This window comes from Microbacterium sp. (genome assembly GCF_044508325.1).
Lineage (GTDB): Bacteria > Actinomycetota > Actinomycetes > Actinomycetales > Microbacteriaceae > Microbacterium.
The window spans coordinates 106,481-128,536 of the sequence record NZ_JBIQHX010000001.1 but is presented as its reverse complement, the minus strand read 5'-3'; the positions used below and the strand labels follow the sequence as shown (position 1 = coordinate 128,536).

The window sequence follows — 22,056 nt, the reverse complement described above, 5'->3', positions numbered from 1 at the left end:
GAGCATGCTGGGTGGCGCGCCCAAGGGGCGCGCGGACGCCGTCGGCGAGACCATCGCGCGCTACGGCGAGTACGAGGCCGCGCAGAAGGCGGTCTCGCGGCTCATCGCGGCCGACATCCCCGCGCGCGACATCGCGATCGTCGGCATCGGCCTGCGGTCGATCGAGCGCATCACCGGGAAGCTCGGCTACGCCACCGCGGCGCGCTCCGGCGCTGTGAACGGACTGCTCCTGGGCCTGCTGTTCTCGGTGTTCCTCGTGTTCGGGTCGCAGTCCGTGCCGATCCAGGCGTTCATCGGCGTGATGTTCGTGGGAATCGCCCTCGGGATGCTGCTGAGCATCCTCGCGTACTCGTTCGTGCGCCGCCGCCGCGACTTCGCCAGCTCGATGCAGGTCGTCGCCGACCACTACGACGTGACGGTCGCGGCCGCGACGATCCACAAGGCGCGGCAGGTGCTCGGAGTCGTCGGCGCGCCGCCGCCCGCCGCGCCCGCCACGCAGCCGGCGCAGCGCCCGGCGCCGAGCCCCGGCCCGCCGCCGGAGCCGCCGTCCGAGCCGCCCCGGTACGGCGAGCGGATCGCGCCCGCGACGCAGACGGATGCCGCGCCGGACGCCGTCGAGGATGCTCCGGAGCACGGTGACGAGACGTCCCCGGGCGCCGACCGGCCGCACGGCGACCCCAACGACTCCGCGCGCCCGTGACGGATCGCGAACTGACGGTCTCGGTCGCGCTCCCCAGAGGGGTCGTCGAGGTGGCGGCCGTGCTCGGGATGCCGGCGGATCCGTGGGCCGCCGTGGCGCTGGCGCACGGCGCGGGTGCCGGTCACACCCATCCCTTCCTGGTCGGCTTCGCCGGGGCGCTGCAGGCCGCCGGCGCGGCGGTGCTGCGATTCGACTTCCCCTACGTCGCGGCCGGTCGCCGCATGCCGGGGCCCGCTGCGCACGCGGTCGCGACCTGGGCGGCGGTGGCCGCCCGGCTGCGCGGCGAGGCGCCCGGGGTGCCCCTGTTCGCGGCCGGCAAGTCGTACGGCGGACGGATGGCGTCGATGGCGGCCGCCGAGGGCGCGATCGACCCGGCGGGCCTGGTGTACCTCGGCTATCCGCTGCATCCTCCCGGCCGCCCGGACCGCCCGCGGGTGGAGCACCTGCCCGCGATCACCGGGCCGCAGCTGTTCGTCGAGGGGACGAACGATCCGTTCGTCGATCCGCACGAGCAGCTGGAGGAGGCGGTGGCGTCGTGCCGGGATGCGACGCTCGTGTGGGTCGCCGGCGGCGGGCACTCCTTCGAGGTCGCCGGCAGGAAGCGCCCTCCGGCGCAGATCGGCGCCGAGCTGGTGCCGACGGTGGTGGATTGGATGCGGCAGCAGCCGGCGTGAGCGGGCCAGGGCTCCGCGTCAGCGCCCGGCGGCGTAGCCCTGCATGCCGCGCGGATTGGCCGCGGCCCACAGGACGCCGCGCTCCCGGTCGATCCCGACCGCCGAAAGCCGCCCCAGCAGCCAGTCGCCTGCCCGCATCACGTCGTGCCCGCGTGCGGCCAGCCCCGCGATGACGTCCTCTCCGAGGCGGTCCTCCACATAGGCGCCGGCGGGTGAGAAGGTACGCGGCCAGAACGAGTCCACGAGGGCGATCGAGTGCAGGGTCGGCGCGTCGATCGCCTCCTGCGGGCTCTGTCGGCCGACCAGCATGCGCAGGAGCATCGGCAGCTGCCACTGCTCCTGCTGATCGCCGCCTGGCGTGCCCAGGGCCATCATCGCCCGGCCGTCGCGCAGCACGAGGGTCGGGGTGAGGGTGGTCCGGGGGCGCGCGCCGGGGCGCAGGGCCGCCGGTGCCGACTCGTCGAGCCAGGTCATCTGCAGGCGGGTGCCCAGGCAGAATCCGAGCTCGGGGATCGTGGGGGAGGACTGCAGCCACCCGCCCGACGGCGTCACCGAGACGATGTTGCCCCACCGATCGACGACGTCGATGTGGCAGGTGTCGCCGCGCGTCTCGCCGCCGGCGGCGACCGTCGGCTCACCGGTGCCGACCCCGGGGGAGGCCAGGTCGTCGGCACGCAGCGGCGGGCGGAACGGCTCGCGGCCGGGGAGCCGGCCAGGGCGCCACTCGCGCGAGGCGGTGTCGCCGATCTCCGCGCGACGCTGCGCGGCGTACTCCTCGGTGAGCAGACCGTCGATCGCCGCCCCGTCTCCCAAGTACGCATCACGGTCGGCGAGCGCCAGCTTGATGGTCTCCAGCAGCGTATGCGCGCCGAGCTCGGTGGACGGATCCAGCCGGTCGTCGTCGAACCCGTCCAGGATGCGCAGGGCCTCCAGCAGCGCAGGGCCCTGGCACCACGGACCGGCTTTGGCGATCGTGTGCCCGCGGAAGGGCGCGGTGAGCGCCGGCTCGTACGTCGCCGTGAAGCCGGCGATGTCGGTGGCGGTGATGACGGCGGCGTGGTCGCCGCCGTGGGAGTGGCGGTGCGGTGCGGAGAGGAATCGGGATGCCGCGGGCCCGACCAGCTCGCGCAGGAACTCGGTGCGGGCGGCGTCGATCCGGCCGGCGCGATCCGCCGCCGACGATCCCGCGGCGACGAGCCGCTCCAGCACCGCGGCGTAGCGGGGATTGCGGACCAGCTCCCCGGGCTCGGGCACCCCGCCCTCCGGCAGCCAGAGGTCCGCCGAGGTCGTCCAGTGCTCGCGGAACAGCGGAGCTACCTTGCGCAGGGTGGCCGCGGTGGTCGGCAGCAGCGGCACGCCGTCGTGGGCGTACCCGATCGCGTACGACAGCACGTCGCCGAGTTCCATCGTGCCGTGGTCGCGCAGCAGGAGCAGCCAGGCATCCACCGCTCCCGGGATCGCGGCAGCGAGCCCCCCGGCGCCGGGCACGAGCTCCAGGCCCTCGCTGCGGTAGTGCTCGATGGTCGCCGCGGCCGGGGCCGGCCCCTGACCGGCCAGCACGATCGGCTCGCCCGGCGCATCCGCTGTCGCGAAGATCCCGACCAGGTCGCCGCCGGGACCGTTCAGGTGCGGCTCGGCCAGGTGCAGCACGAAGCCGCCGGCCACCACGGCGTCGAAGGCGTTGCCGCCGCGCTCGAGCACGGCCTGTGCCGATGCCGTGGCCAGCCAGTGCGTCGACGCGGCCATCCCGAATGTGCCGGTCAGCGTCGGACGCGTCGTGAAGCTCACTGGCCGGGCTTCAGGCGTGCGATCCAGGCCTCGACCTCGTCGGCGGTGCGGGGGATCGCGGCCGAGAGGTTCTCGACCCCGTCCTCGGTGACGAGCACATCGTCCTCGATGCGCACGCCGATGCCGCGGTACTCCTCGGGCACGGTGAGGTCGTCGATCTGGAAGTACAGGCCGGGCTCGATCGTGAACACCATGCCGGGCTCGATGACGCCGTCGTAGTACATCTCGCGCCGCGCCTGCGCGCAGTCGTGGACGTCGAGTCCGAGATGATGCGACGTGCCGTGCACCATGTACCGGCGGTGCTGGCCGCCGGTGTCGGCATCCAGCGCCTCCTCCGCCGTGACCGGCAGCAGCCCCCACTCGGCCGTGCGCCGCGCGATGACCGCCATGGCGGCCTCATGCACCTCACGGAAGCGGATGCCGGGGCGCACCACCGCGAAGGCGGCGTCCGCCGCTTCGCGCACCGTCTCGTACACCTTGCGCTGCACCTCGGTGAATCGGCCGCTGACCGGAATGGTGCGCGTGATGTCGGCGGTGTAGAGGCTCTCCAGCTCGACGCCCGCGTCCACCAGCATGAGGTCTCCGGGCACCACGGCGCCGTCGTTGCGCGTCCAGTGCAGGTAGCAGGCGTGCGGACCCGAAGCGGCGATCGTGTCGTAGCCCTCCCAGTTGCCGTCGGTGCGGGCGCGCCGGTGGAACACCGACTCGACGACCCGCTCGCCGCGGGGGTGGGCGATGATGGCCGGGAGCTCGCGCACGATGTCGTCGAAGCCCTGGGCGGTGATCGCGATCGCCTGCCGCAGCTGGTCGAGCTCGTACTCGTCCTTGACCAGGCGCAGCTCGGAGACGAACCGCGTGAGCTCGTCGTCCGCGCCCACCACCAGGTCGTCGTCGGTCGCCGCGAATCCGTCGATGTGCGCGGTGGCGACCCCGAGGTCGGCGGCGACGCCGGCCAGGGCCGGCCGCGGGCCGATCCAGAACTCGCCGATCGAGGCATCCCCGTAGAACTCGGTGGTCGTCCGATCCGCGCGCTCGCGGAAGTAGAGCGTCACGTCGTGCCCGTCCGCGGTGGGCTCGAACACCAGCATCGAGTCGGGCTCGGAGTCGGCGCCCCATCCGGTCAGGTGCGAGAACGCGGAGTGCGCGCGGAACGGGTAGTCGGTGTCGTTGCTGCGCTGTCTGAGGCCGCCCGCGGGCACGACGAGCCGTCTGCCGGGGAACGCCCGCGAGACCGCGTCACGCCGCCGCGCCGCGTACGGCGCCTGAGCCCGCGCCACGGGCAGGGTCTCGGGCCGGTCGGCCCAGCCCTGGGAGATCGTGTCGAGGAACCCCCGCGGGAACGGCTGGCGCCGATTGGTGCTGGAGGACTGCGCGGCCACCGTCGTGTTCTCGGTCTCGCTCATGCATCCAGTCTCGCACGCGGACCTGACCGCGGAATCAGCCCACCGGCTCCAGCTGGACGATGAGCGGGCGGTGGTCGCTGCCGCTGCCGTCCTTCGATTCCAGCACGAGGCTGCCGGTGGCCTCGTAGCCCTTCGCGACCATGACGTGATCGATCGGGGCGCCGAGCAGGCTCGGCAGGTCGGTGGGCCAGGTTCCGACCCCGCCGTTTCCGGTCGCCGCGGCGGCATCCGTGCACTGCCCCAGCGTTCCGCCCTCGGTGCCCAGCCCCGCCATGTTGTCCACGGTGGCGTTGAAGTCGCCGGCGAGGATCACGTGGTCGTCGATGCACTGGTCGGCCAGCCACTGCAGGTCGCCCCGCCAGCGGTCCATGTACTCGGGCCGGGGTGCGACCGCGTGCACGGCGACGACGATCGGGCCCTCACCGTCGATCGGCATGGCCACGGCGCTGGGGACCGTCGAGGTGTTGCTCGTGCCGTCCTTGGACGACTCGATCACGGAGTAGTCGCCGAGCTCGGGCGTGATGAGGATCGTCGTCGACAGCGCGTCCCATCCGGGGTAGAAGGCGTTGTGCACCCACATCGGGCGGCCGAGCTCGCGCATCGCGACGGCCACGGCGGTGCCCGTGTCCTCGGTGGTCTCCGGCAGCGCCACGATGTCGGCCCCGGTGGCCACCGCGGTGCGCGCGATCTCGTCCGGCGCCGTGGCCTCGCCGGCGGTGTTCCAGGTCATCACCCGCAGACTGGTCGCGGTCTGCTCCGGGAGCTGGTCGGCGCCGGTGCCGCGCAGCGCGACCACGGCGACGTTGGCGAGGGCGGCCACGATCGCGACGAGGGCGATGGATGCCGCGAATCCCCGCAGCGGGCGGGCCGTCAGAAGCAGCAGGGCGAGCACCGCCACGAGCGCGAACGCGAGCACCACGAACCCTCGCAGCGACACGATCTGGGCCAGCGGATAGGTGCGCTCGAGCCGGAAGAACTGGGGCCACGTGACGACGGCGGCGGCCACCGCGAACAGCACCGTCACAAGGATCCCGATCAGCCGCCACACGACGGCGAGCCTAGGACAGCAGCCTGGCAGATCGCCGCACGCAGGCGCCTCGGCGCGCCCGCAGGCTACGCTCGAAGTCATGGTGGAGCCGAGGGCCGAACGCGGATTCGAGGGCCCCGCCGACCTCCACCTGCACTCGCTGCGCTCGGACGGCACCGAGGCTCCCGCGCAGGTCATGATCGCGGCCCATCGCCACGGAATCCGGACGGCCGCCCTCACCGACCACGACACGACGTCGGGCTGGGCCGAGGCGGCCGACGCGGCGACGTCGCTGGGCATGACGTTCCTGCCCGGCATGGAGCTGTCGGCGAAGCACAAGTGGCGCAGCGTGCACCTGCTGGCGTACCTGATCGACCCGGACGATCCCGCGCTGCGCGCCGAGACCGACCGCATCCGCGCGTCGCGCCTGACCCGTGCGCGCACCATGGCCGATCGCATCTCGCGCGACTACGACCTCGTCTGGGACGACATCCTCGCGCACGCGACCGACGGTGCCACCGTGGGCCGCCCGCACATCGCCGACGCCCTGATCGCCAAGGGGCTCGTCGCCGATCGCGCCGAGGCGTTCGCACACATCCTGAGCCCGCGCGGCGACTACTACGTCGCCCTGTACGCGCCGGATCCGGTCGCCGCGGTGGATCTGATCGTGGGCGCCGGCGGCGTGCCGATCATCGCCCATCCCGCCGGGCGTGCCGGGCTGCTGCCGATGCCGCTCATCGAGCGCCTGCTCGACCACGGACTCGCGGGATTCGAACTCGGTCACCGCGAGAACCTCGACGCGGGCCGGCGGACCCTGGCGCGCATCGCGCGCGAGCGCGACCTCATCACGACGGGATCCAGCGACTACCACGGTCGCGGCAAGCCCAACATCCCGGGTGAGTTCACCACCTCCGACGAGATGGTCCAGCGCATCATCGACGCCGGCACCGGCTCCGCGCCGGTGTTCCCCTAGCGCCGGCCGCGCGCCGGTGTTCCCCTGGCGCCGGTGGTGCCCAGGACACGCGATGTCACCCGCAGGAGGGCGCTGCCGCGGCATCCGTCATGCTCTCGGGCACTTGCCCTGTTCTGGGCACATCCTCAGAGGTGTCGCCCCTGGGCCACGGCGGTGAGCACGGTCCGCTCCACGGACGGCCAGTCGAACATGACCCGCCGGTAGTCGAAGCGGAGCACGGTGAAGCCCATGAGGGTCAGTCGCGCATCGCCCTCGATGTCGCGGCGCCGCTGCCGCGGTTCGAGATGATGCCGGCCGTCGATCTGGATGACCAGCCGCCGCCCGACCAGCACATCGACGGGGTGCCCGTCGAGCCACACCTGCTGCCGCACCTCCAGGCCGGCGCGGCGAAGCCGGATCACGACATGCGTCTCCAGCCCCGAATCCGAGAGGCCTCCGGTCGCGTCGCTCAGCCGACGGGCGCGTGTGCTGCGCCACGGGACCTCCTGCAGCATCTCCTTCGTCAGTGAGGTGGTGCGCACGGCCGACTCCCACACCGTCAGCGCATCATCTGCCTTCAGGCATCGCGCCACCTGGAACAGCACGTTGACCAACGGCTCGCGGGGAGCATGCCGGGCGACCGGAGCGGGGCCGACGGCGCGGTGGATCCGCATCCCGTCGCGCAGGATGCGTCCCGCGTTCGGCGCCACCCACACGTGCGGCGCGGAGGCCTCCGGCACCCAGAGGCCGAGCCGGTGCGCTTCGCTGACGCAGGTGAGGCGCCCGCCGATCGCCAGCGCCCGGCGCGTCGGCGCCGCGGGCGAGAGCGTCGTCAGCCACGACCGGCGCACACGTGCGACGCCGCAGGACGCGACGGCCTCAGCGACGTCGCGCTTGGTGAATCCGTGCTCGTACGCCGTCGACGTGTGCGAGACATGGCCGATGCTGCGAAGCCAGGCGGCGAAGTGCTCTCCTCGGGGCATGCGCACAGTCTGCGCAGCCGGTGCGTGCCTCGGCCGTTCGCGGGCGCGCATCCGTGGAGAGCTCGCTGGCGCCCCGTCCTGTGCAGGGGACGCCGCTGCGCGGTGCCGGGGCAGGGGTGCCGGGGCAGGGGTGCCGGAAGCAGGGGGAGTGACCGAGAACAGGACGGATGCCTCGGCAACACCCTGTTCTGGGGCAGATCGCCGGTTCTCGGCACCCTCCGCCGGCTCAGGCGCCCTGGCTGGGGCTGCCGGAGGTGCGGCGCCGGCGCCGGCGGCGGCGCGCTGCGGCGGGCTTGCCGTCGTGGTGCTCCTTGCCGCGCCCGTCGTGCGTGCCGGTGCCGTCCGGAACATGGTCGGCCGCCGCGGAGGATGCCTCGCCGCCTGCCGCGGAAGGGGCATCCGCGCCCTCGGCGAAGCTCGCGCCCACGGGGGCGTTCGCACGCCGGCGACGCCGGCGACGGCGCGTCGTGCCCTCGCTCGTCCCCTCCTCGGCTGCATCGGCGGCACGGGCGGGACGCTGCGTGCGCACCGACTGCGTGCGCGGAGCGGTCACGATGCGGCCCTTCGTGCCGGCGGGGATGTCGAGATCCTCGTACAGGTGCGGGCTCGACGAGTAGGTCTCGACGGGCTCGGGCTGCCCGAAGTCCAGCGCGCGGTTGATCAGGGCCCACTTGTGCAGGTCGTCCCAGTCGACGAACGTCACCGCGATCCCCGTCTTGCCGGCACGCCCGGTGCGACCGGCACGGTGCAGGTACGCCTTCTCATCCTCGGGGATCGTGTGGTTGATGACGTGCGTGACATCGTCGACGTCGATGCCGCGCGCGGCCACGTCCGTGGCGATCAGGACGTCCTTCTTGCCCGACTTGAACGCCGCCATCGAGCGCTCCCGCGCCTCCTGGCTCATGTCGCCGTGCACGGCGGCCGCGTTGAAGCCGCGGTCGCCCAGCTCGTCGACGAGCCGCTGCGCGGCGCGCTTGGTGCGGGTGAAGATGACGGCCTTGGTGCCGCCCTCGGCCTGCAGGATCCGGGCGATGATCTCGTCCTTGTCCAGGGCGTGCGCGCGGTAGACGAGGTGGCGGATGTTCGCCTGGGTGAGGCCCTCATCCGGATCGGTGGCCCGGATGTGGATCGGGTTGGACATGAACCGGCGCGCGAGCGCGACGATCGGACCCGGCATGGTCGCCGAGAACAGCTGCGTGTGGCGCACGGCCGGCACCTTGGCGAAGATCTTCTCGATGTCGGGCAGGAATCCCAGGTCGAGCATCTTGTCGGCCTCGTCCAGCACGACCTCGGTCGCGTGGGAGAGGTCGAGCAGGCGCTGGTTGCTCAGGTCGATGAGACGGCCCGGCGTGCCGACCACGATCTGGGCGCCCGCCTTGAGCTGGTCGATCTGCCCCTCGTACGCCTTCCCGCCGTAGATCGCGACCACGCTCGTCGAACGGTTGGAGGTCAGCATGTCCATGTCCTCGTAGACCTGGACCGCCAGCTCGCGGGTGGGGACGACGATGAGGGCCTTGACCCCCGGGGCGGGATCGAGCCCGAGACGCTGGACGACGGGGATGCCGAAGCCGAACGTCTTCCCGGTGCCGGTCTTGGCCTGCCCGATGATGTCCTGCCCTGGCAGGCCCAGGGGAATGGTCTGCTCCTGGATGGGGAATGAGTCGACGATGCCCTTGGCGGCGAGTGCGTCGACGATGTCGGAATCGACGCCCAGATCGGCGAACGATGTCATAGCTGTGTCAGCCCGTCCGGCAGTGAGATGCTGCCCTGTCTCGGACGCCCTGCGCAGATCGCTGCGCGGGGCGGAGGATTGTCCACGCCGAAGGCTCATTCCACGGGCGCGGGGCCCCGATCCGGTGCCGGGGCGACAACCAGCCTACCGGACGACAACCGTGAGCTCGGTGAAACTAGGCTGGGTGCCGTGGTGAGGTGGTTCTGGGAGCGCCGGCGCGAGGGCCGCACCCTCCAGCTGCGCGCCCGCGGGGACTTCGGGGATGCCACCCGCGTCGCCTTCGAGGAGCTGGCCCCCGACGTCGACACGTTCCTCGGGCAGGCCGCCTACCTCCAGCTCGGCTACTTCGAGACCCTCAGCGAGCTCATCGCGTCGACGCCCGAGCTGAGCGAGAAGGAGGCGCTCTCGCGGGCCGCGGGGGCGGCGCTGACCAAGCACGAGGCGATCGTCGCGCTGATCCGCGAGCGCGACGGCGACCCCACCGCGATCATGCTCCCGTTCCGTGAGGAGCTGGACGCCTTCCGCCGCGCGACCCACGGCGTGCGCCCGCAGGAGACGATGCTCTCGGTGCACATCACCGCGGGCATGCTCGACGACTTCTACTACGCGCTGGCGGCCAGCTACGGCGACACCGGTCGCCGGGTGGCCGCGATCCTGCAGGGCGACGACGACCGGCAGGCGATCGTCGACCTGCTCGGCGCGATCATCGAGCGCGATGCGGAATGGCGCTCGCTGCTGGCGATGTGGGGCCGGCGCCTCGTAGGCGACACGCTGCTGATCGCCCGCTCGGCGCTGCGCGGGACGCCCGGCCCCGGCGATCTGGACGCCGAGGAGGAGAAGCAGGTCGAGCCGGTGTTCACCGAGCTCATGGGCGCACACGCCCGGCGCATGGATGCGCTCGGGCTCTCCGCCTGACGCGCGCAGCCGCGGTGGCGCTCAGACGATGCCGAGGCGGGCGCGCTCGCGCTCGTCGTGGTCGACCCGGATGCGGTCGAGCACCACGAGCGTCAGCCAGGTCACGATGATGGGCACGGTGAGCGAAGCGAGCCAGATCCAGCCGGTCTCCTCCAGGCCCATCCACGTGAGCAGCAGCCACACCGCGCCGCCCACGGCCGCTCCGAGCATGGGGCCCAGGGCGGCGCCGCGCAGCTGACGGCGCGGCAGCCCGAAGTGCAGGGCGGCGCCGACCGAGCCTCCCCAGATGAGCGCCAGGACGATCAGCATGTCAGGCGACGAATCCGACGCGACGCGCCTCCTCGGTGCCGATCTCGATGTAGGCGAGGCCGGCGGTGGGCACGATGTACGAGCTGCCGCGGTCGTCGGTGAACGTCAGGTGGGTGGCCGCGGAGTCGAGGGCCGAGGCGACGGACTTCTTGACATCGTCCGCGCTCTCGTTCGTCTCGAAGCTCAGTTCACGGCCGGTGTTGGCGATGCCGATGCGGATCTCCACGGGTCTGCCTTTCTCGGGTGAGGACGCTTCCCAAACTCTACGGCACCCGCCGCGGGCGGGCTTGCGTGAACGCCGAGGGCGAACGCGGTGTCGGCGACGTCGGCTAGCGTGACTCGGACGAGGGGGAGCGGATGGAGTGGGATGCCGGGCAGCGCGCCGTGCTCGCGCTGCCGTTCGATGCGTCCGGCGTGGTCGTCGGGGCGCCCGGAACGGGCAAGACCGAGGTGCTCGTGGAGCGGGTCCGACGCCTGGTGGCCGGCGGCATCGAGCCCGACGGCATCCTCGTGGTCACGCCCAGCCGGCAGACCGCGACCGCGCTGCGGGACCGGCTGGCCTTCGCCGTCCGCGCGGCGACGTCCGGGCCGCTCGCCCGTTCCGTGGCATCGTTCGCGTTCCAGCTGGTGCGCGCCGCCGCCGTCGCCGCGGGCGACGAGCCGCCGCAGCTGCTGACCGGAGGCGACGAAGACCAGATCCTGCAGGATCTGCTCGACGGAGACGCCGCCGACGAGGCCCTCGGGCGGCGGCGCTGGCCGGACTGGCTGAGCGCCGACGTCCGTGCGACCAGAGGGTTCCGCGGCGAGCTGCGGGCGTTCCTCGCGGAGTGCACGACGCTCGGCATCGAGCCGGCGAGGCTGGCCGCGCTGGGCGCGGCGCACCGGATGCCGGTCTGGGAGGCGCTGGCGTCCTTCTTCGGTGAGTACCTGCACGTGCGGGCCGACCTGCGTGGGGCGCACCGGGATGCCGCGGGGCTCGTGCGCGAGGCGCTGGGGATCGTCCGCACACGGGCGGACGCGGCCGCGCTCGGCCCGTTCGCCGACCTGCGCGCCGTGCTCGTCGACGATGCGCAGGAGCTCACCCTCGGCGCGGTGGAGCTGCTCGAGGCCTGCGCGGCGCGCGGCGTCGCGGTGCTCGCGTTCGGCGACCCCGACGTCGGCTCCGGGGCGTTCCGCGGCGCGACGCCCGAGAACTTCGCCCGGCTGGCGCACACGCTGGGTGCCGCGCCGCACGTGCTCGACACGCAGCACCGCGGCACGACCGCGCAGACCGATCTGGTGCGCGAGGTGACGCAGCGCATCGGCGCCGTGGGGCTCGTCGCGCATCGCCGTCCGCCGGCGGGCGCCGCCCCCGACGGGAGCGTGCGCGCCTTCGCGCTGCGGTCGGCGTCCGAGGAGTTCGACGCCGTGGCGCGGATGCTGCGGGAGCGGCACGTGCACGACGGCATCCCGTGGTCGCAGTGCGCCGTCATCGCCCACGACACCCGGCAGGTCGCAGCCTTCGAGGCGGAGCTCGCCGCGCGGGAGGTGCCCACCAGCGCCGTCGGGCCCGGCCGGCCGCTGGGCGCGCTGGCGCCCGTGCGTGACCTGCTGCTGCTCATCGAGCTGGCGGCGGCCGATCCCCCGTCGTGGGCGCCCGAGCAGATCGACGGGGCTCTGCAGGGCAGCGCCGGCGGAATGGACCCCATCGCGCTGCGGCGGCTGCGCACCGGACTGCGGCACGCCGCGCTGTCCGCAGCCGTCGAGGGCGGGACGGTGCCTTCGGGGCGCGACCTGCTCGCCTCGGCCCTGGCGCACCGGGCGGAGTTCGCGGTGCTCGACTCGCGCGAAGCACGCCGCGCGGCCCGGGTGGCCGGGACGATCGAGCTGCTGCGCGCGCAGCTCGAGCGCGGCGCCACCGTGCACGAGCTGCTGTGGACGGTGTGGGAGCGCAGCGGACTGGAGCGCGCCTGGGGAGCGGCGGCGGCGGGGACCGGTCCGCTCGCAGAGCAGGCGAACCGCGACCTCGATGCGGTCGTGGCGCTGTTCCAGGCGGCGAAGCGGTTCGTCGAGCGACGGGGCGAGGAGCTGGATGCCGGCGACGCGCTCGTGTTCGTGCGCGGCATCGCCGAGGCCGCCGTCGCGGAGGACCGGCTCGGCGCGCCCGAGCGCGGCGACGCGGTGCGCGTGCTGACGCCCGCCGCCGCGGTCGGCACCGAGTTCGACACGGTGATCGTCGCGGGCGTGCAGGAGTCGGTGTGGCCCAACACGCGTCTGCGCGGGAGCCTTCTGGAGACGTGGCGCCTCGCCGACGCGGCGGCGCGGGCCCCGGGGGATGCCGGTGCCCCCGGCATCCTGGACCGTCGCCGCGCGGCCATGCACGACGAGCTGCGCCTGTTCGCCCGGGCGCTGTCCCGCGCGCGGAGCCGGCTGGTCGTCACGGCGGTGGACGACGACGACACCGGACCGAGTGTGTTCTTCGAGTTCCTCCCCGAGCCCGAGCGGGCCCCCCGATCGATGGAGCATCCGCTCTCGCTGCGCGGACTGGTGGCGCAGCATCGCCGGGCACTCACCGATCCGCGTGCGTCGGCGCGCGAGCGCGCCGACGCGCCCGGTCAGCTCGCGCTCCTCGCGGCAGCCGGCGTTCCCGGGGCCGCACCCGCCGAGTGGTACGGCCTGCGGCGACCCACCACCGATGCCCCGCTGCGCGACCTCGACCGCGAGGCCGTGCGCGTGTCTCCGTCACGTCTGCACGCGGTCGAGGAGTGCGCCCTGAACTGGGTGATCGGGGATCTCGGCGGCGATGCCGGCAACGCCGTGGCCGGGCTCGGGACGATCATCCACGCCGCGCTCGAGCACAGCGAGGGTGCCGACGAGCAGGCGCTGTGGCAGGCGGTGGAGGCGCGCTGGGGCGAGCTGGAATTCGAGTCGGCGTGGCGCGATCGCGCCGAGCGCGCCCGCGCCCGCGACCTCGTGCGCCGCCTGCACCTCTACCTCGACCGGTTCGAGAAGCAGGGCGGGCGGCTGATCGGGGCCGAGCCGCACTTCGAGGTCCCGATCGAATACGACGGGGCCCACGAGCACGGCGTCGTGCTGAGCGGCTACATCGACCGGGTCGAGCTCACGCCCGAGGGCTCGGTGGTCATCGTCGACCTGAAGACCGGGAAGCACGAGCCCCAGAGCGACGCGGCGGTGGCCGACAATCCACAGCTGGCCGCCTACCAGCTCGCGTTCGAGTCGGGGGCGATCGCGCAGGTCGCCGGGCTCCCGCCCGGCGGGGCGAAGCTGCTCGTGCTGCGCCCCAGCAGCACCCGCAAGGACTACGTCACCCCCACCCAGGCCCCGTTCGACGAGGACCGTCGCGCCGCGTTCCTGGGGCGGGTGCGCGAGGCGGTCGACATCATGCGCGGCACGACGTTCACCGCGCCCTTCGAGCAGCACTGCCGCGACGATCACACGTACGGGCTGTGCCGCATCCACACCGTCAAGGCGGTGAGCGCGTCGTGACGGCCGCGCTGTCCGCCGCGGTCATCGCGGCGGCCCTCGGCCAGTTCCCGCCCACCGACGAGCAGACAGCCGTCATCGAGGCGCCGCTGGAGCCCGCCCTCGTGGTCGCCGGCGCCGGCAGCGGCAAGACCGAGACGATGGCGGCCCGCGTGGTGTGGCTGGTCGCGAACGGCATCGTGCGCCGCGACGAGGTGCTCGGGCTCACCTTCACGCGCAAGGCCGCCGGCGAACTCGCCGAGCGCATCCAGCAGCGCCTCCAGCGCCTCGCCGAGTTCGAGCGGCGAGGCCTTCTGCCGGCGCTGCCCGAGCTGCACGCGCAGGGACGACTGGCGGTCTTCTTCGAGCTGGAGCGGGAGAAGGATGCCGGCGGGCCCGCCGCCGCGATCGAGCAGCGGCGCCGGAGCGCGCTCGCCGGGCTCGGCGGAACCGCGGACAGCGCGGGTGCGGCGGGCGATCCGGACGCGCTGCTGCACCGCCCGACGGTGTCGACGTACAACAGCTTCGCCGACGGCGTGGTGCGCGAGCACGCCGTCCGGATCGGTCGCGACGCGGAGGCGGCCGTGCTCTCCGAGTCGAGCGCCTGGCTGCTCATGCGCCGCATCGTGCTCGCGTCCGACGACGAGCGTCTGGAGCAGCGCGCCGAGGCGCTCAGCAGCATCATCTCCGCAGCGCTGCGCATCGCCCGCGACGGCGTCGACAACCTCGTCGACCTCGACCGGCTCGCCGCGTTCGCCGGCCGGTTCGCCGACGTCTGCGCGCGCCCCTCCCAGCGCCGGGGCACCGAGGTGTACGCCGAGGTGCGCACCGCGGCGGAGAACGTCGCCGCCCTCGAGCTGCTCACGGACCTGGCCCGCGCGTACAGCGCCGAGAAGCGCCGTCTGGGCGTGATCGACTACGCCGACCAGGTCGCCGGAGCCCTCGAGGTCGCGCGCAGCCACCCGTCGGTGGTCGCCGAGCTGCGCGACCGGTACCGGGTCGTCCTTCTGGACGAGTATCAGGACACCTCCGTCGTGCAGACCGACCTGCTCGCCACCCTCTTCCGGGGCACTCCGGTGATGGCGGTCGGCGACCCGCATCAGGCGATCTACGGCTGGCGCGGTGCCAGCGCCGGCAACCTGGGCGGCTTCGCCGCCGCGTTCGGGGGCGATACGGGATGCCGCGAGTACTCGCTGCTGACCAGCTGGCGCAACAGCAGGCGGGTGCTCGATGCCGCGAACGCCGTGCTGGCGCCGCTGGCGGCGGGCGCGGCGGTGCCCGTGCAGCCGCTCCGCGCGCGGCCGAACGCACCCGCCGGCCAGGTCGAGGTGGGCTTCGACGCCGACATCGACGCGGAGGCCGATCGGGTCGCCGAGTGGTTCGCACGGGTGCGGGGCGAGAGACTCGCGGACGGTCGCAGCACGACGGGAGCGATCCTGTTCCGCAGCAAGAAGCACATGGTGCGCTTCGGAGAGGCGCTCGGGCGCCGCGGCGTCCCGCACCGCATCCTCGGGCTCGGCGGTCTGCTCACCACGCCCGAGGTGGTCGACGTCGTGGCGATGCTGCGCGTCATCAGCGATCCGGGAGCCGGCTCTGCTCTGATCAGGCTGCTCGCGGGGCCGCGGTGGGCGATCGGCCTGGCGGATCTGCGGGAGCTGTCGCGCCTGGCGCGGCGGATCGCCACCCACGATGCGGCGCTGCAGCCGCTGCCCGCCGAGGTCGTCGACCTCGTCCGCCAGTCCGGCGCCGACGACCAGGGCTCGCTGCTGGATGCGCTCGACTTCGTGCTCCGTCACGGACCCGAGCACGGCTGGCTGAGCGGGTTCACCGCCGCCGCGCGGGAGCGGCTGCGCGAGGCGGCCGCCGTGATCGACGGGCTGCGCCGCGCCTCCTCCCTGCCCGTTCCCGAGCTGGTGCGCCTCATCGAACGCGAGCTGCGTCTGGACATCGAGCTGGCGGCGAACGAGTCACGCGGACCCGCACGCACCGCCTCGGCCCAGCTTCGCGCCTTCGTCGACGAGCTGCACGCGTTCCTGGCGACGGACGAGTCCGGTTCGCTGCCGAGCCTTCTCGCCTGGCTCGACCACGCCGAGCGGCTCGACGAGTTCGCCCCGCGCACGGAGCCCCCCGAAGACGACGTCGTCCAGCTGCTCACGATCCACGGCGCGAAGGGGCTGGAGTGGGACGCCGTCGCCGTCGTGCGCCTGGTCTCCGACGAGCTGCCCACCCGTCAGCGCGACACCCGGGCGTGGCTCGGGTTCGGCGTGCTCCCCTACGAGTTCCGCGGTGACGCGCCCTGGCTGCCGCGGCTGCGCTGGGAGCGGACCGAGGCGCCGACCCAGCAGGATCTCAAGAAGTCGTTCGAGCAGTTCGTCGCCGCGAACAGGGCCCGCCACCTGGAGGAGGAGACCCGGCTCGCCTACGTCGCCGTCACCCGTGCCCGCGATCGGCTGCTGCTGACGGGGTCGAGCTGGTCGGGCACGAAGAAGCCGCGCGAGCGGTCACCGTTCCTCGACGCTGTCGCACACGCGCTCGAGATCCCCCTGGCGCACGACGAGCCCGGTGACGATCCCTACACGGGACGGCGGCGACTGCTCACCTGGCCGATGGATGCGCTCGGTGCCCGCCGCGACGTGGTCACCGACGCCGGATCCCGCGTGGACGCCGCGATGGAGGGCCCAGGGCCGGAGCCGGCGCCCGATCTCGCACTGCTGCTGCACGAGCGGGCCGCACAGCGCAGCCCGGCGCCCGCGGAAGCGCCGAAGCGGATCCCGGCGTCGCGCTACAAGGACTTCGTCGCCGACTATGCGGGAGCCGTCGCGCGCCTGAGCCGTCCGATGCCCGAGCGCCCGTACCCGCAGACGCGGCTGGGCACGCTCTTCCATGCCTGGGTTGAGGAGCGATCAGGGCTCAGCGGCCGCGGGGGCTCGATCGACGACGGTCTCTTCGAAGGCGACGACGAAACCTCGAGCGAGGCATCCGCCCGCGATTCCGAGCGTCTTGCCGCGTTGAAGGCGGCCTTCGAGAGGTCCGAGTGGGCGCGCCTGAAGCCGATCGCGGTCGAGACCGAGATCGACTTCACCGACACCGGACTGGACGGGCGCGAGCACATCGTGGTGTGCAAGCTCGACGCGGTGTACCGACGGGGGGACCGCATCGAGATCGTCGACTGGAAGACCGGGAGGCCGCCGCAGACGCCCGCAGAGCGTCGGGAGCGGATGCTCCAGCTGGAACTGTACCGGCGGGCCTACCACGCCAAGCACGGCGTGCCGCTGGAGCAGATCGACGTCGCGCTCTACTACGTCGGCGACGACCTCGTGCTGCGCGCGTGACCGGCTATTCGGAGGCGGCCCAGCGCCGCAGGGCCTCGCGGGAGGCGCGCTCGGCCTCCGCCGCGTCGGCCTCGGGGTCGGCCTCACTCGCGTCGTCGGGCTCGGCGGTGTGGGCGTCTGCCCAGGCCACGAGATCGATCGGGGCGGTGTCGGTGCCCGGTGCCGCGCCCGCCGACCCGCCGGCATCCTGTTCGACGTCGGGCTCGACGGGGTCGAACAGCCCCGCCAGCTCCGCGGGATCGTAGGCGTCCGTCTGCATCGAGGTGTCGACGCCGGGACTGGTCTCGGGCACCCGATCCAGCAGCGCCATGGCGTCGTCGAGGGGCTCGCGGGCGTCCTGAGGGACGAGGTTGTCATCGCCCACGCTGCGGGCCAGGTCCTCCAGGAGCGCGGCCGCGTCGTCGACGATCCCGTCCTCGTGCAGCGTGCTGCCGTGCACGAGCCACTGCACGAACTCCAGTTCGGCATAGAGCCGCGCACGCACCCGCAGCGCGGCGTCCGGTGCGCGGTGGGCGCTGTCGCCGTAGGCGGCGTACACGTCGTCGGCCGCCTCGGGGGCCGAGGCGAGCCAGCGCAGGTCGGTCGCCGGGTCGCCCACGCTCAGTCCGTGCCAGTCGAGCAGACCCGTCACCGCCGGTGCGGACCGGTCCCCGGAGTACGGCAGGTCCTGGAACAGGAACGAGGTGGCCGAGGCACCCCCGAGGATGACGGTGGACTCGAACCGCCACAGGTCGTCCGTCGCCAGAGCGCCTCGCCAGCGCGCCAGGAGCGCGGCCGGTACGCGCCCGGTCGCCTCCGCGCGATCCAGCAGCGCCGCCGTCTCGGTGCGGGTCTCCTCCGCGGTGCGCGCCGGAAGTCCCTCGTCGCGCACGACCGACACGGGAAGCGCGTGCACCGAGGCGACTGCGCGGCCGACCGATTCGGCCGCGCCCGGGCCCGCAGGCAGGTGCGCGGCTTCGATCTGGTAGCCGGGGAGGAGGTCTGTCACCAGCGCCGCCCGGTCGCCGAGGCGCGCCTCGCCGAGCAGCTCCGGTGCCCGGGCACCGAGCAGACCCCGGACGCCGGCGGTGAGCGCCCGCAGAGCCTTGGCCTCGGCAGCCAGCTCGCGCGCGGCCGCGTCATCGACCGGCGCGCGGACGACCACCGAGCGCCCGTCGTCCAGCCGGAGCACGGCAGCGTCGCAGCGCCCGGAGCCGCCGGCGGTGAGCGGCCCTGCGGCGACCACGCGCACCCGGGGCAGGGCCGACGTCGCGGCCGCGGCTAGAGTGAGGGGTGAGCGTGCCATGCCCCTCAGGGTAGGTCGGTCCCGTGCGGGCATCCCCGCGCCACGCCCGTCGAGAGAGGTTTCGATGACCGCGCACCCGCACCCTCCACGACCGGCCCAGCCGCCGCTGGCTCGGGGCGGGATCGACCGGGCGGCGCAGGAGCGCAGCGACGAGTCGCTGGCCGCAGCGCGCGCGGACGCGGACACCCGCGTGCTGATCGTGTGCGGCGATCGGGCGCCGCTGGGCGCCGGCGGCGATGCCCTGCACTTCGTCTCGCCGGCCGATGTGCCCGAGCCGGCGCACTGGGGCTTCCTGGGCAGGATCGACGCCGCTGCCGTGCTCTGCGCGGCGTTCCCCGCCGACGCGGACGCCCCGATCGAGGCCCCGGGGGGATGGGCGGGCCTTCGTGCGGTGGGGGGCGACCTCGACCCCGCGCATGCCGGCGTCCTGGTGCAGGCCGTCGCCCTCGGCCGGTGGCTCGTCGATGCGCCGCACTGCCCGGCCTGCGGCGCGCCGGCCGATGTGCGTGACGCGGGGTGGTCGCGCCGGTGCCCGGCGTGCGGACGTGAGCACTTCCCGCGCACCGACCCGGCCGTGATCGTCGCGGTGGGCAGTGAAGACGGCTCCCGCCTGCTGCTCGGCTCGAACGCCCTGTGGGGGCAGAACCGGTACTCCTGCTTCGCCGGGTTCGTCGAGGCGGGCGAGTCGCTGGAGGGCGCCGTGCAGCGCGAGATCGCGGAGGAGTCTGGTATCAGGGTGACGCACCTCCAGTACCGCGTCTCGCAGGCCTGGCCGTATCCGCGCTCCCTCATGGTGGGGTTCTGGGCGGTCGCCTCACGCGACGACGACGCCCGCCCCGACGGTGAGGAGATCGTGTCGGTGCGCTGGTTCTCGCGCGATGAACTCCAGGCGGCCTTCGACGGCCGCAGCGAGGTCGTGCTGCCGGGGGCGGCCTCGATCGCCCACACGCTGATCCGCGACTGGCTGGACGGGAACGACCGGTGACGGGTGTCGACCCGCTGGCGGGCCTGGACGAGCGGCAGCTGGAGGCCGTGACGACCCTGCGCGGACCTGTGTGCGTGCTGGCAGGCGCCGGCACCGGGAAGACCCGCGTCATCACGCACCGCATCGCGCACGGCGTCGACACCGGCGCGTACTCGCCCCGCCGCGTGATGGCGGTCGCCTTCACCACCAAGGCGGCGGGTGAGCTGCGCGGCCGCCTGCGCGCGCTGGGCGTGCAGGGTGTCGCCGCCCGCACGTTCCACGCTGCCGCGCTCGCGCAGCTGAACCACTTCTGGCCCGCGCTGACCGGCGATTCGGCGCCGTCCCTCATCGACGGCAAGGTACGGCTGCTCGCCCACGCCGCCGACGGGATCGGGCTGCGCCCCGACACCGCCACCCTCAGAGACGTCGCCGCCGGCATCGAGTGGCGCAAGGTCACGATGCGATCGATCGAGCAGTACGTCCGTGCGCGACCGGACGGGGTCGGTGGCCTGCCCGTCGAGCAGGTGGCCGATCTGCATCGCGCGTACGAACGGCTCAAGGACCAGCGTCGCGGACTGGACTTCGAGGATGTGCTGCTCGCCTGTGCGGGGATGCTCGAGGCCGAGCCGCATGTGGCGAAGGCGGTGCGGGAGCAGTACCGGCACTTCACGGTCGACGAATACCAGGATGTCTCGCCGCTGCAGCAGCGCCTCCTCGAGCTGTGGGTCGGCGATCGCGGCGAGCTGTGCGTGGTGGGCGACGCGAGCCAGACGATCTACTCGTTCGCCGGCGCCGACTCCCGGTTCCTCCTCGAGTTCGCCCACCGCCACCCGGACGGCACCGTGATCCGGCTCGAGCGCAACCACCGGTCGGACGCGGCGATCCTGGATGTCGCGAACGCGCTGATGCGCGGCCGGCCCGGCGCCCTCCAGCTCGTCTCGGCCCGGGGCGAGGCGACCTCGCCCCGCCCGGTGGTCACCGGCTACGAGGACGACGAGGCCGAGGCGGCGGGCATTGCGGCGCGCATCGCCGCGCAGCTGGCCGAGGGCGCGGCCGCCCGCGAAATCGCGGTGCTCTACCGGGCCCACGCGCAGTCGGGCGCCCTGCTGCAGGCGCTCGCCGACCACGGGGTGGCCGCCACGGTGCTCGGCGGAGCGCGCTTCTTCGACCTGCCGGAGGTGCGGCAGGCTGTCATGGCCCTGCGCGCGGCATCGGTGGCCCCGCTGGAGACGAGCTTCCTCGACACCGTCCGCGACGTGCTGCGTTCGCTCGGATACACCGACGATCCACCTCCCGCCGGGGGTGCGCTGCGCGACGCGTGGGAGGCGCGGACGGCGCTGCTGCGGCTGGCCGAGTCCGCGCCGCCGGGGACGAGCCTGCGCGGGTTCACCGATGCCCTGCTCGCGCGCGCACAGGACCAGCACGAGCCGGAGCTGGGCACCGTCACGCTCTCGACGCTGCACGCCGCAAAGGGGCTCGAGTGGCCACATGTGCACATCGCCGGTCTCGCCGAGGGCCTGCTGCCGATCTCGTACGCGACCACGTTCGAGCAGATCGACGAGGAGCGACGTCTCGCCTACGTCGGGATCACGCGGGCAGGGCGAACACTGTCGCTCTCCTGGTCACGCGGACGGGGGCGCGTCGCACGGAGTCCGTCGCGATTCCTCGCGGAGATCGGCAGCCGCACTCTGGATGCGGCGCATGGCTCCGCCACTGCCGCCGCGCCGCGCCGGACGTCAGGGTCGCCGAGTGCTCGCGCCGCAGGCCGTCCGTCGCCCGCGGGGCGCGGGGCCCCTCGCCGCGGATGAGGTGCGCGGCGAGCTGACCCGCCTCCGCCGCGAGCGCCGCCGGCACAGGGACCGGGTCGCGGCCCAGCAGCTGCGCGAGCAGCATCGGCCACGCCGCATCCGCATCCCGCCGGTGCGCCTCCAGGCACTGCAGGCATGCGGTCTCCCCGGCGACCACGAGCGGCCCGACGACCGCGCTGCGGCCCGAGAACACGATCGGAACGTGCGGCGCGTCGTCGCGCAGCGCTGCGCGAGCCCGCGGAGGAGGGAGGGCATGGTGCGCCACGAGCACGCGCGGCAGCGTCCGGTCCGCCGTCGCGGGCACCCGATCCGTGCCGTCGACGGTGGCGACGATCAGCCCGGCGGTGTCCAGGGCCTCGCAGACCCGCTCTGCGGCGGGGTCGCCGGCTGCCGCTTCGAGCACGACGCGCAGACGCGGCGACTCAGGCGGCTGCAGCACGGGGGCGAGCGTCTCCAGCAGGTCGTCGACGGCCTGGACCGAGCCCCCGCCGCGCTCCGCGAGCACCGCCAGGGCACGCCGGGGCAGCCCCTTCTGCAGGTCGTGGATCAGCCGCAGCTGCCACGGCGGCGGCCGGTCGATGCGGGCGCGATCGTCCGCGCCGAACTGCAGGGTGCGCTCGTCGCGCCACAGCGGTGGATGGGCGGGATCGATTCGGAGCACCGGCATGCGCCGATTCTCACGGACTCAGTCGGCTCGGGCGGGGGTTGTCCACAGCTGTGCG

16 protein-coding genes and 1 pseudogene are annotated in these 22,056 nt (G+C 73.7%); 8 read left to right on the top strand and 9 right to left on the bottom strand.

All coding sequences use genetic code 11. The features are described 5' to 3' along the window. The first annotated feature begins 4 nt into the window (after positions 1-4). Positions 5-700, top strand: coding sequence for a general stress protein (locus tag ACIWQI_RS00600; protein WP_396655293.1), 696 nt, complete (start codon positions 5-7; stop codon positions 698-700). Further along, positions 697-1,374 (top strand): alpha/beta family hydrolase, encoded by a 678-nt coding sequence (locus ACIWQI_RS00595; RefSeq protein ID WP_396655108.1) that lies wholly within the window; start codon positions 697-699, stop codon positions 1,372-1,374. The genes ACIWQI_RS00600 and ACIWQI_RS00595 overlap by 4 nt, the downstream gene beginning before the upstream one ends. 18 nt (positions 1,375-1,392) lie before the next feature. On the opposite strand, the gene ACIWQI_RS00590 is transcribed toward ACIWQI_RS00595, so the two are convergent. Genes ACIWQI_RS00590 through ACIWQI_RS00580 form a run of 3 tightly spaced genes read right to left on the bottom strand, consistent with a single transcriptional unit; the run spans position 1,393 to position 5,613 of the window. Continuing rightward, positions 1,393-3,120, bottom strand: a complete 1,728-nt coding sequence (locus ACIWQI_RS00590; protein ID WP_396655292.1) for a gamma-glutamyltransferase family protein — start codon at positions 3,118-3,120, stop codon at positions 1,393-1,395. A gap of 38 nt (positions 3,121-3,158) precedes the next feature. Further along, positions 3,159-4,565, bottom strand: coding sequence for an aminopeptidase P family protein (locus tag ACIWQI_RS00585; RefSeq protein ID WP_396655107.1), 1,407 nt, complete (start codon positions 4,563-4,565; stop codon positions 3,159-3,161). A gap of 34 nt (positions 4,566-4,599) precedes the next feature. Beyond that, positions 4,600-5,613: an endonuclease/exonuclease/phosphatase family protein gene (locus ACIWQI_RS00580; protein ID WP_396655106.1), complete on the bottom strand. Its 1,014-nt coding sequence runs from the start codon at positions 5,611-5,613 to the stop codon at positions 4,600-4,602. A 79-nt stretch (positions 5,614-5,692) separates the two neighbouring features. Here ACIWQI_RS00580 and ACIWQI_RS00575 point away from each other — a divergent pair, with 79 nt between their 5' ends. Further along, positions 5,693-6,565 carry a PHP domain-containing protein gene (locus ACIWQI_RS00575; RefSeq protein ID WP_396655105.1) on the top strand — a complete coding sequence of 291 codons (873 nt, stop codon included), beginning with the start codon at positions 5,693-5,695 and terminating at the stop codon, positions 6,563-6,565. A gap of 125 nt (positions 6,566-6,690) precedes the next feature. Here ACIWQI_RS00575 and ACIWQI_RS00570 read toward each other — a convergent pair whose 3' ends face one another. Next, entirely contained in the window at positions 6,691-7,527 is an 837-nt protein-coding gene (locus ACIWQI_RS00570) for an endonuclease domain-containing protein (protein WP_396655104.1), read from the bottom strand. A gap of 226 nt (positions 7,528-7,753) precedes the next feature. Then, positions 7,754-9,259 (bottom strand): DEAD/DEAH box helicase, encoded by a 1,506-nt coding sequence (locus tag ACIWQI_RS00565; RefSeq protein WP_396655103.1) that lies wholly within the window; start codon positions 9,257-9,259, stop codon positions 7,754-7,756. Between the two features lie 189 nt (positions 9,260-9,448). On the opposite strand from ACIWQI_RS00565, the gene ACIWQI_RS00560 reads away from it, so the two are divergent. Beyond that, positions 9,449-10,174, top strand: coding sequence for a ferritin-like fold-containing protein (locus ACIWQI_RS00560; RefSeq protein WP_396655102.1), 726 nt, complete (start codon positions 9,449-9,451; stop codon positions 10,172-10,174). A 21-nt stretch (positions 10,175-10,195) separates the two neighbouring features. On the opposite strand, the gene ACIWQI_RS00555 is transcribed toward ACIWQI_RS00560, so the two are convergent. Both ACIWQI_RS00555 and ACIWQI_RS00550 read right to left on the bottom strand, forming a co-directional pair. After that, positions 10,196-10,483 carry a hypothetical protein gene (locus ACIWQI_RS00555; RefSeq protein ID WP_396655101.1) on the bottom strand — a complete coding sequence of 96 codons (288 nt, stop codon included), beginning with the start codon at positions 10,481-10,483 and terminating at the stop codon, positions 10,196-10,198. A 1-nt stretch (position 10,484) separates the two neighbouring features. Beyond that, positions 10,485-10,709 carry a DUF3107 domain-containing protein gene (locus ACIWQI_RS00550; RefSeq protein WP_396655100.1) on the bottom strand — a complete coding sequence of 75 codons (225 nt, stop codon included), beginning with the start codon at positions 10,707-10,709 and terminating at the stop codon, positions 10,485-10,487. A 131-nt stretch (positions 10,710-10,840) separates the two neighbouring features. Between ACIWQI_RS00550 and ACIWQI_RS00545 the strand changes: the two genes are divergently transcribed. Together ACIWQI_RS00545 and ACIWQI_RS00540 are read left to right on the top strand one after the other, a co-directional pair. Continuing rightward, on the top strand, positions 10,841-13,969 hold the full coding sequence (locus ACIWQI_RS00545) for an ATP-dependent helicase (protein ID WP_396655099.1): 3,129 nt from the start codon (positions 10,841-10,843) through the stop codon (positions 13,967-13,969). Further along, positions 13,966-17,277, top strand: a complete 3,312-nt coding sequence (locus ACIWQI_RS00540) for a UvrD-helicase domain-containing protein (protein ID WP_396655098.1) — start codon at positions 13,966-13,968, stop codon at positions 17,275-17,277. The genes ACIWQI_RS00545 and ACIWQI_RS00540 overlap by 4 nt, the downstream gene beginning before the upstream one ends. Positions 17,278-17,281: 4 nt before the next feature. On the opposite strand, the gene ACIWQI_RS00535 is transcribed toward ACIWQI_RS00540, so the two are convergent. After that, positions 17,282-18,562: a phosphotransferase gene (locus tag ACIWQI_RS00535; protein ID WP_396655097.1), complete on the bottom strand. Its 1,281-nt coding sequence runs from the start codon at positions 18,560-18,562 to the stop codon at positions 17,282-17,284. Between the two features lie 64 nt (positions 18,563-18,626). Here ACIWQI_RS00535 and nudC point away from each other — a divergent pair, with 64 nt between their 5' ends. Beyond that, on the top strand, positions 18,627-19,547 hold the full coding sequence (gene nudC / locus ACIWQI_RS00530) for an NAD(+) diphosphatase (protein WP_396655096.1): 921 nt from the start codon (positions 18,627-18,629) through the stop codon (positions 19,545-19,547). Then, positions 19,544-21,334, top strand: a complete 1,791-nt coding sequence (locus ACIWQI_RS00525) for an ATP-dependent helicase (RefSeq protein WP_396655095.1) — start codon at positions 19,544-19,546, stop codon at positions 21,332-21,334. Before nudC ends, ACIWQI_RS00525 begins: the two co-directional genes overlap by 4 nt. Here ACIWQI_RS00525 and ACIWQI_RS00520 read toward each other — a convergent pair. Further along, positions 21,216-22,001: pseudogene (locus ACIWQI_RS00520) on the bottom strand (hypothetical protein); the annotation flags it as partial. The gene ACIWQI_RS00525 and the pseudogene ACIWQI_RS00520 overlap by 119 nt on opposite strands. Positions 22,002-22,056: the final 55 nt, after the last annotated feature.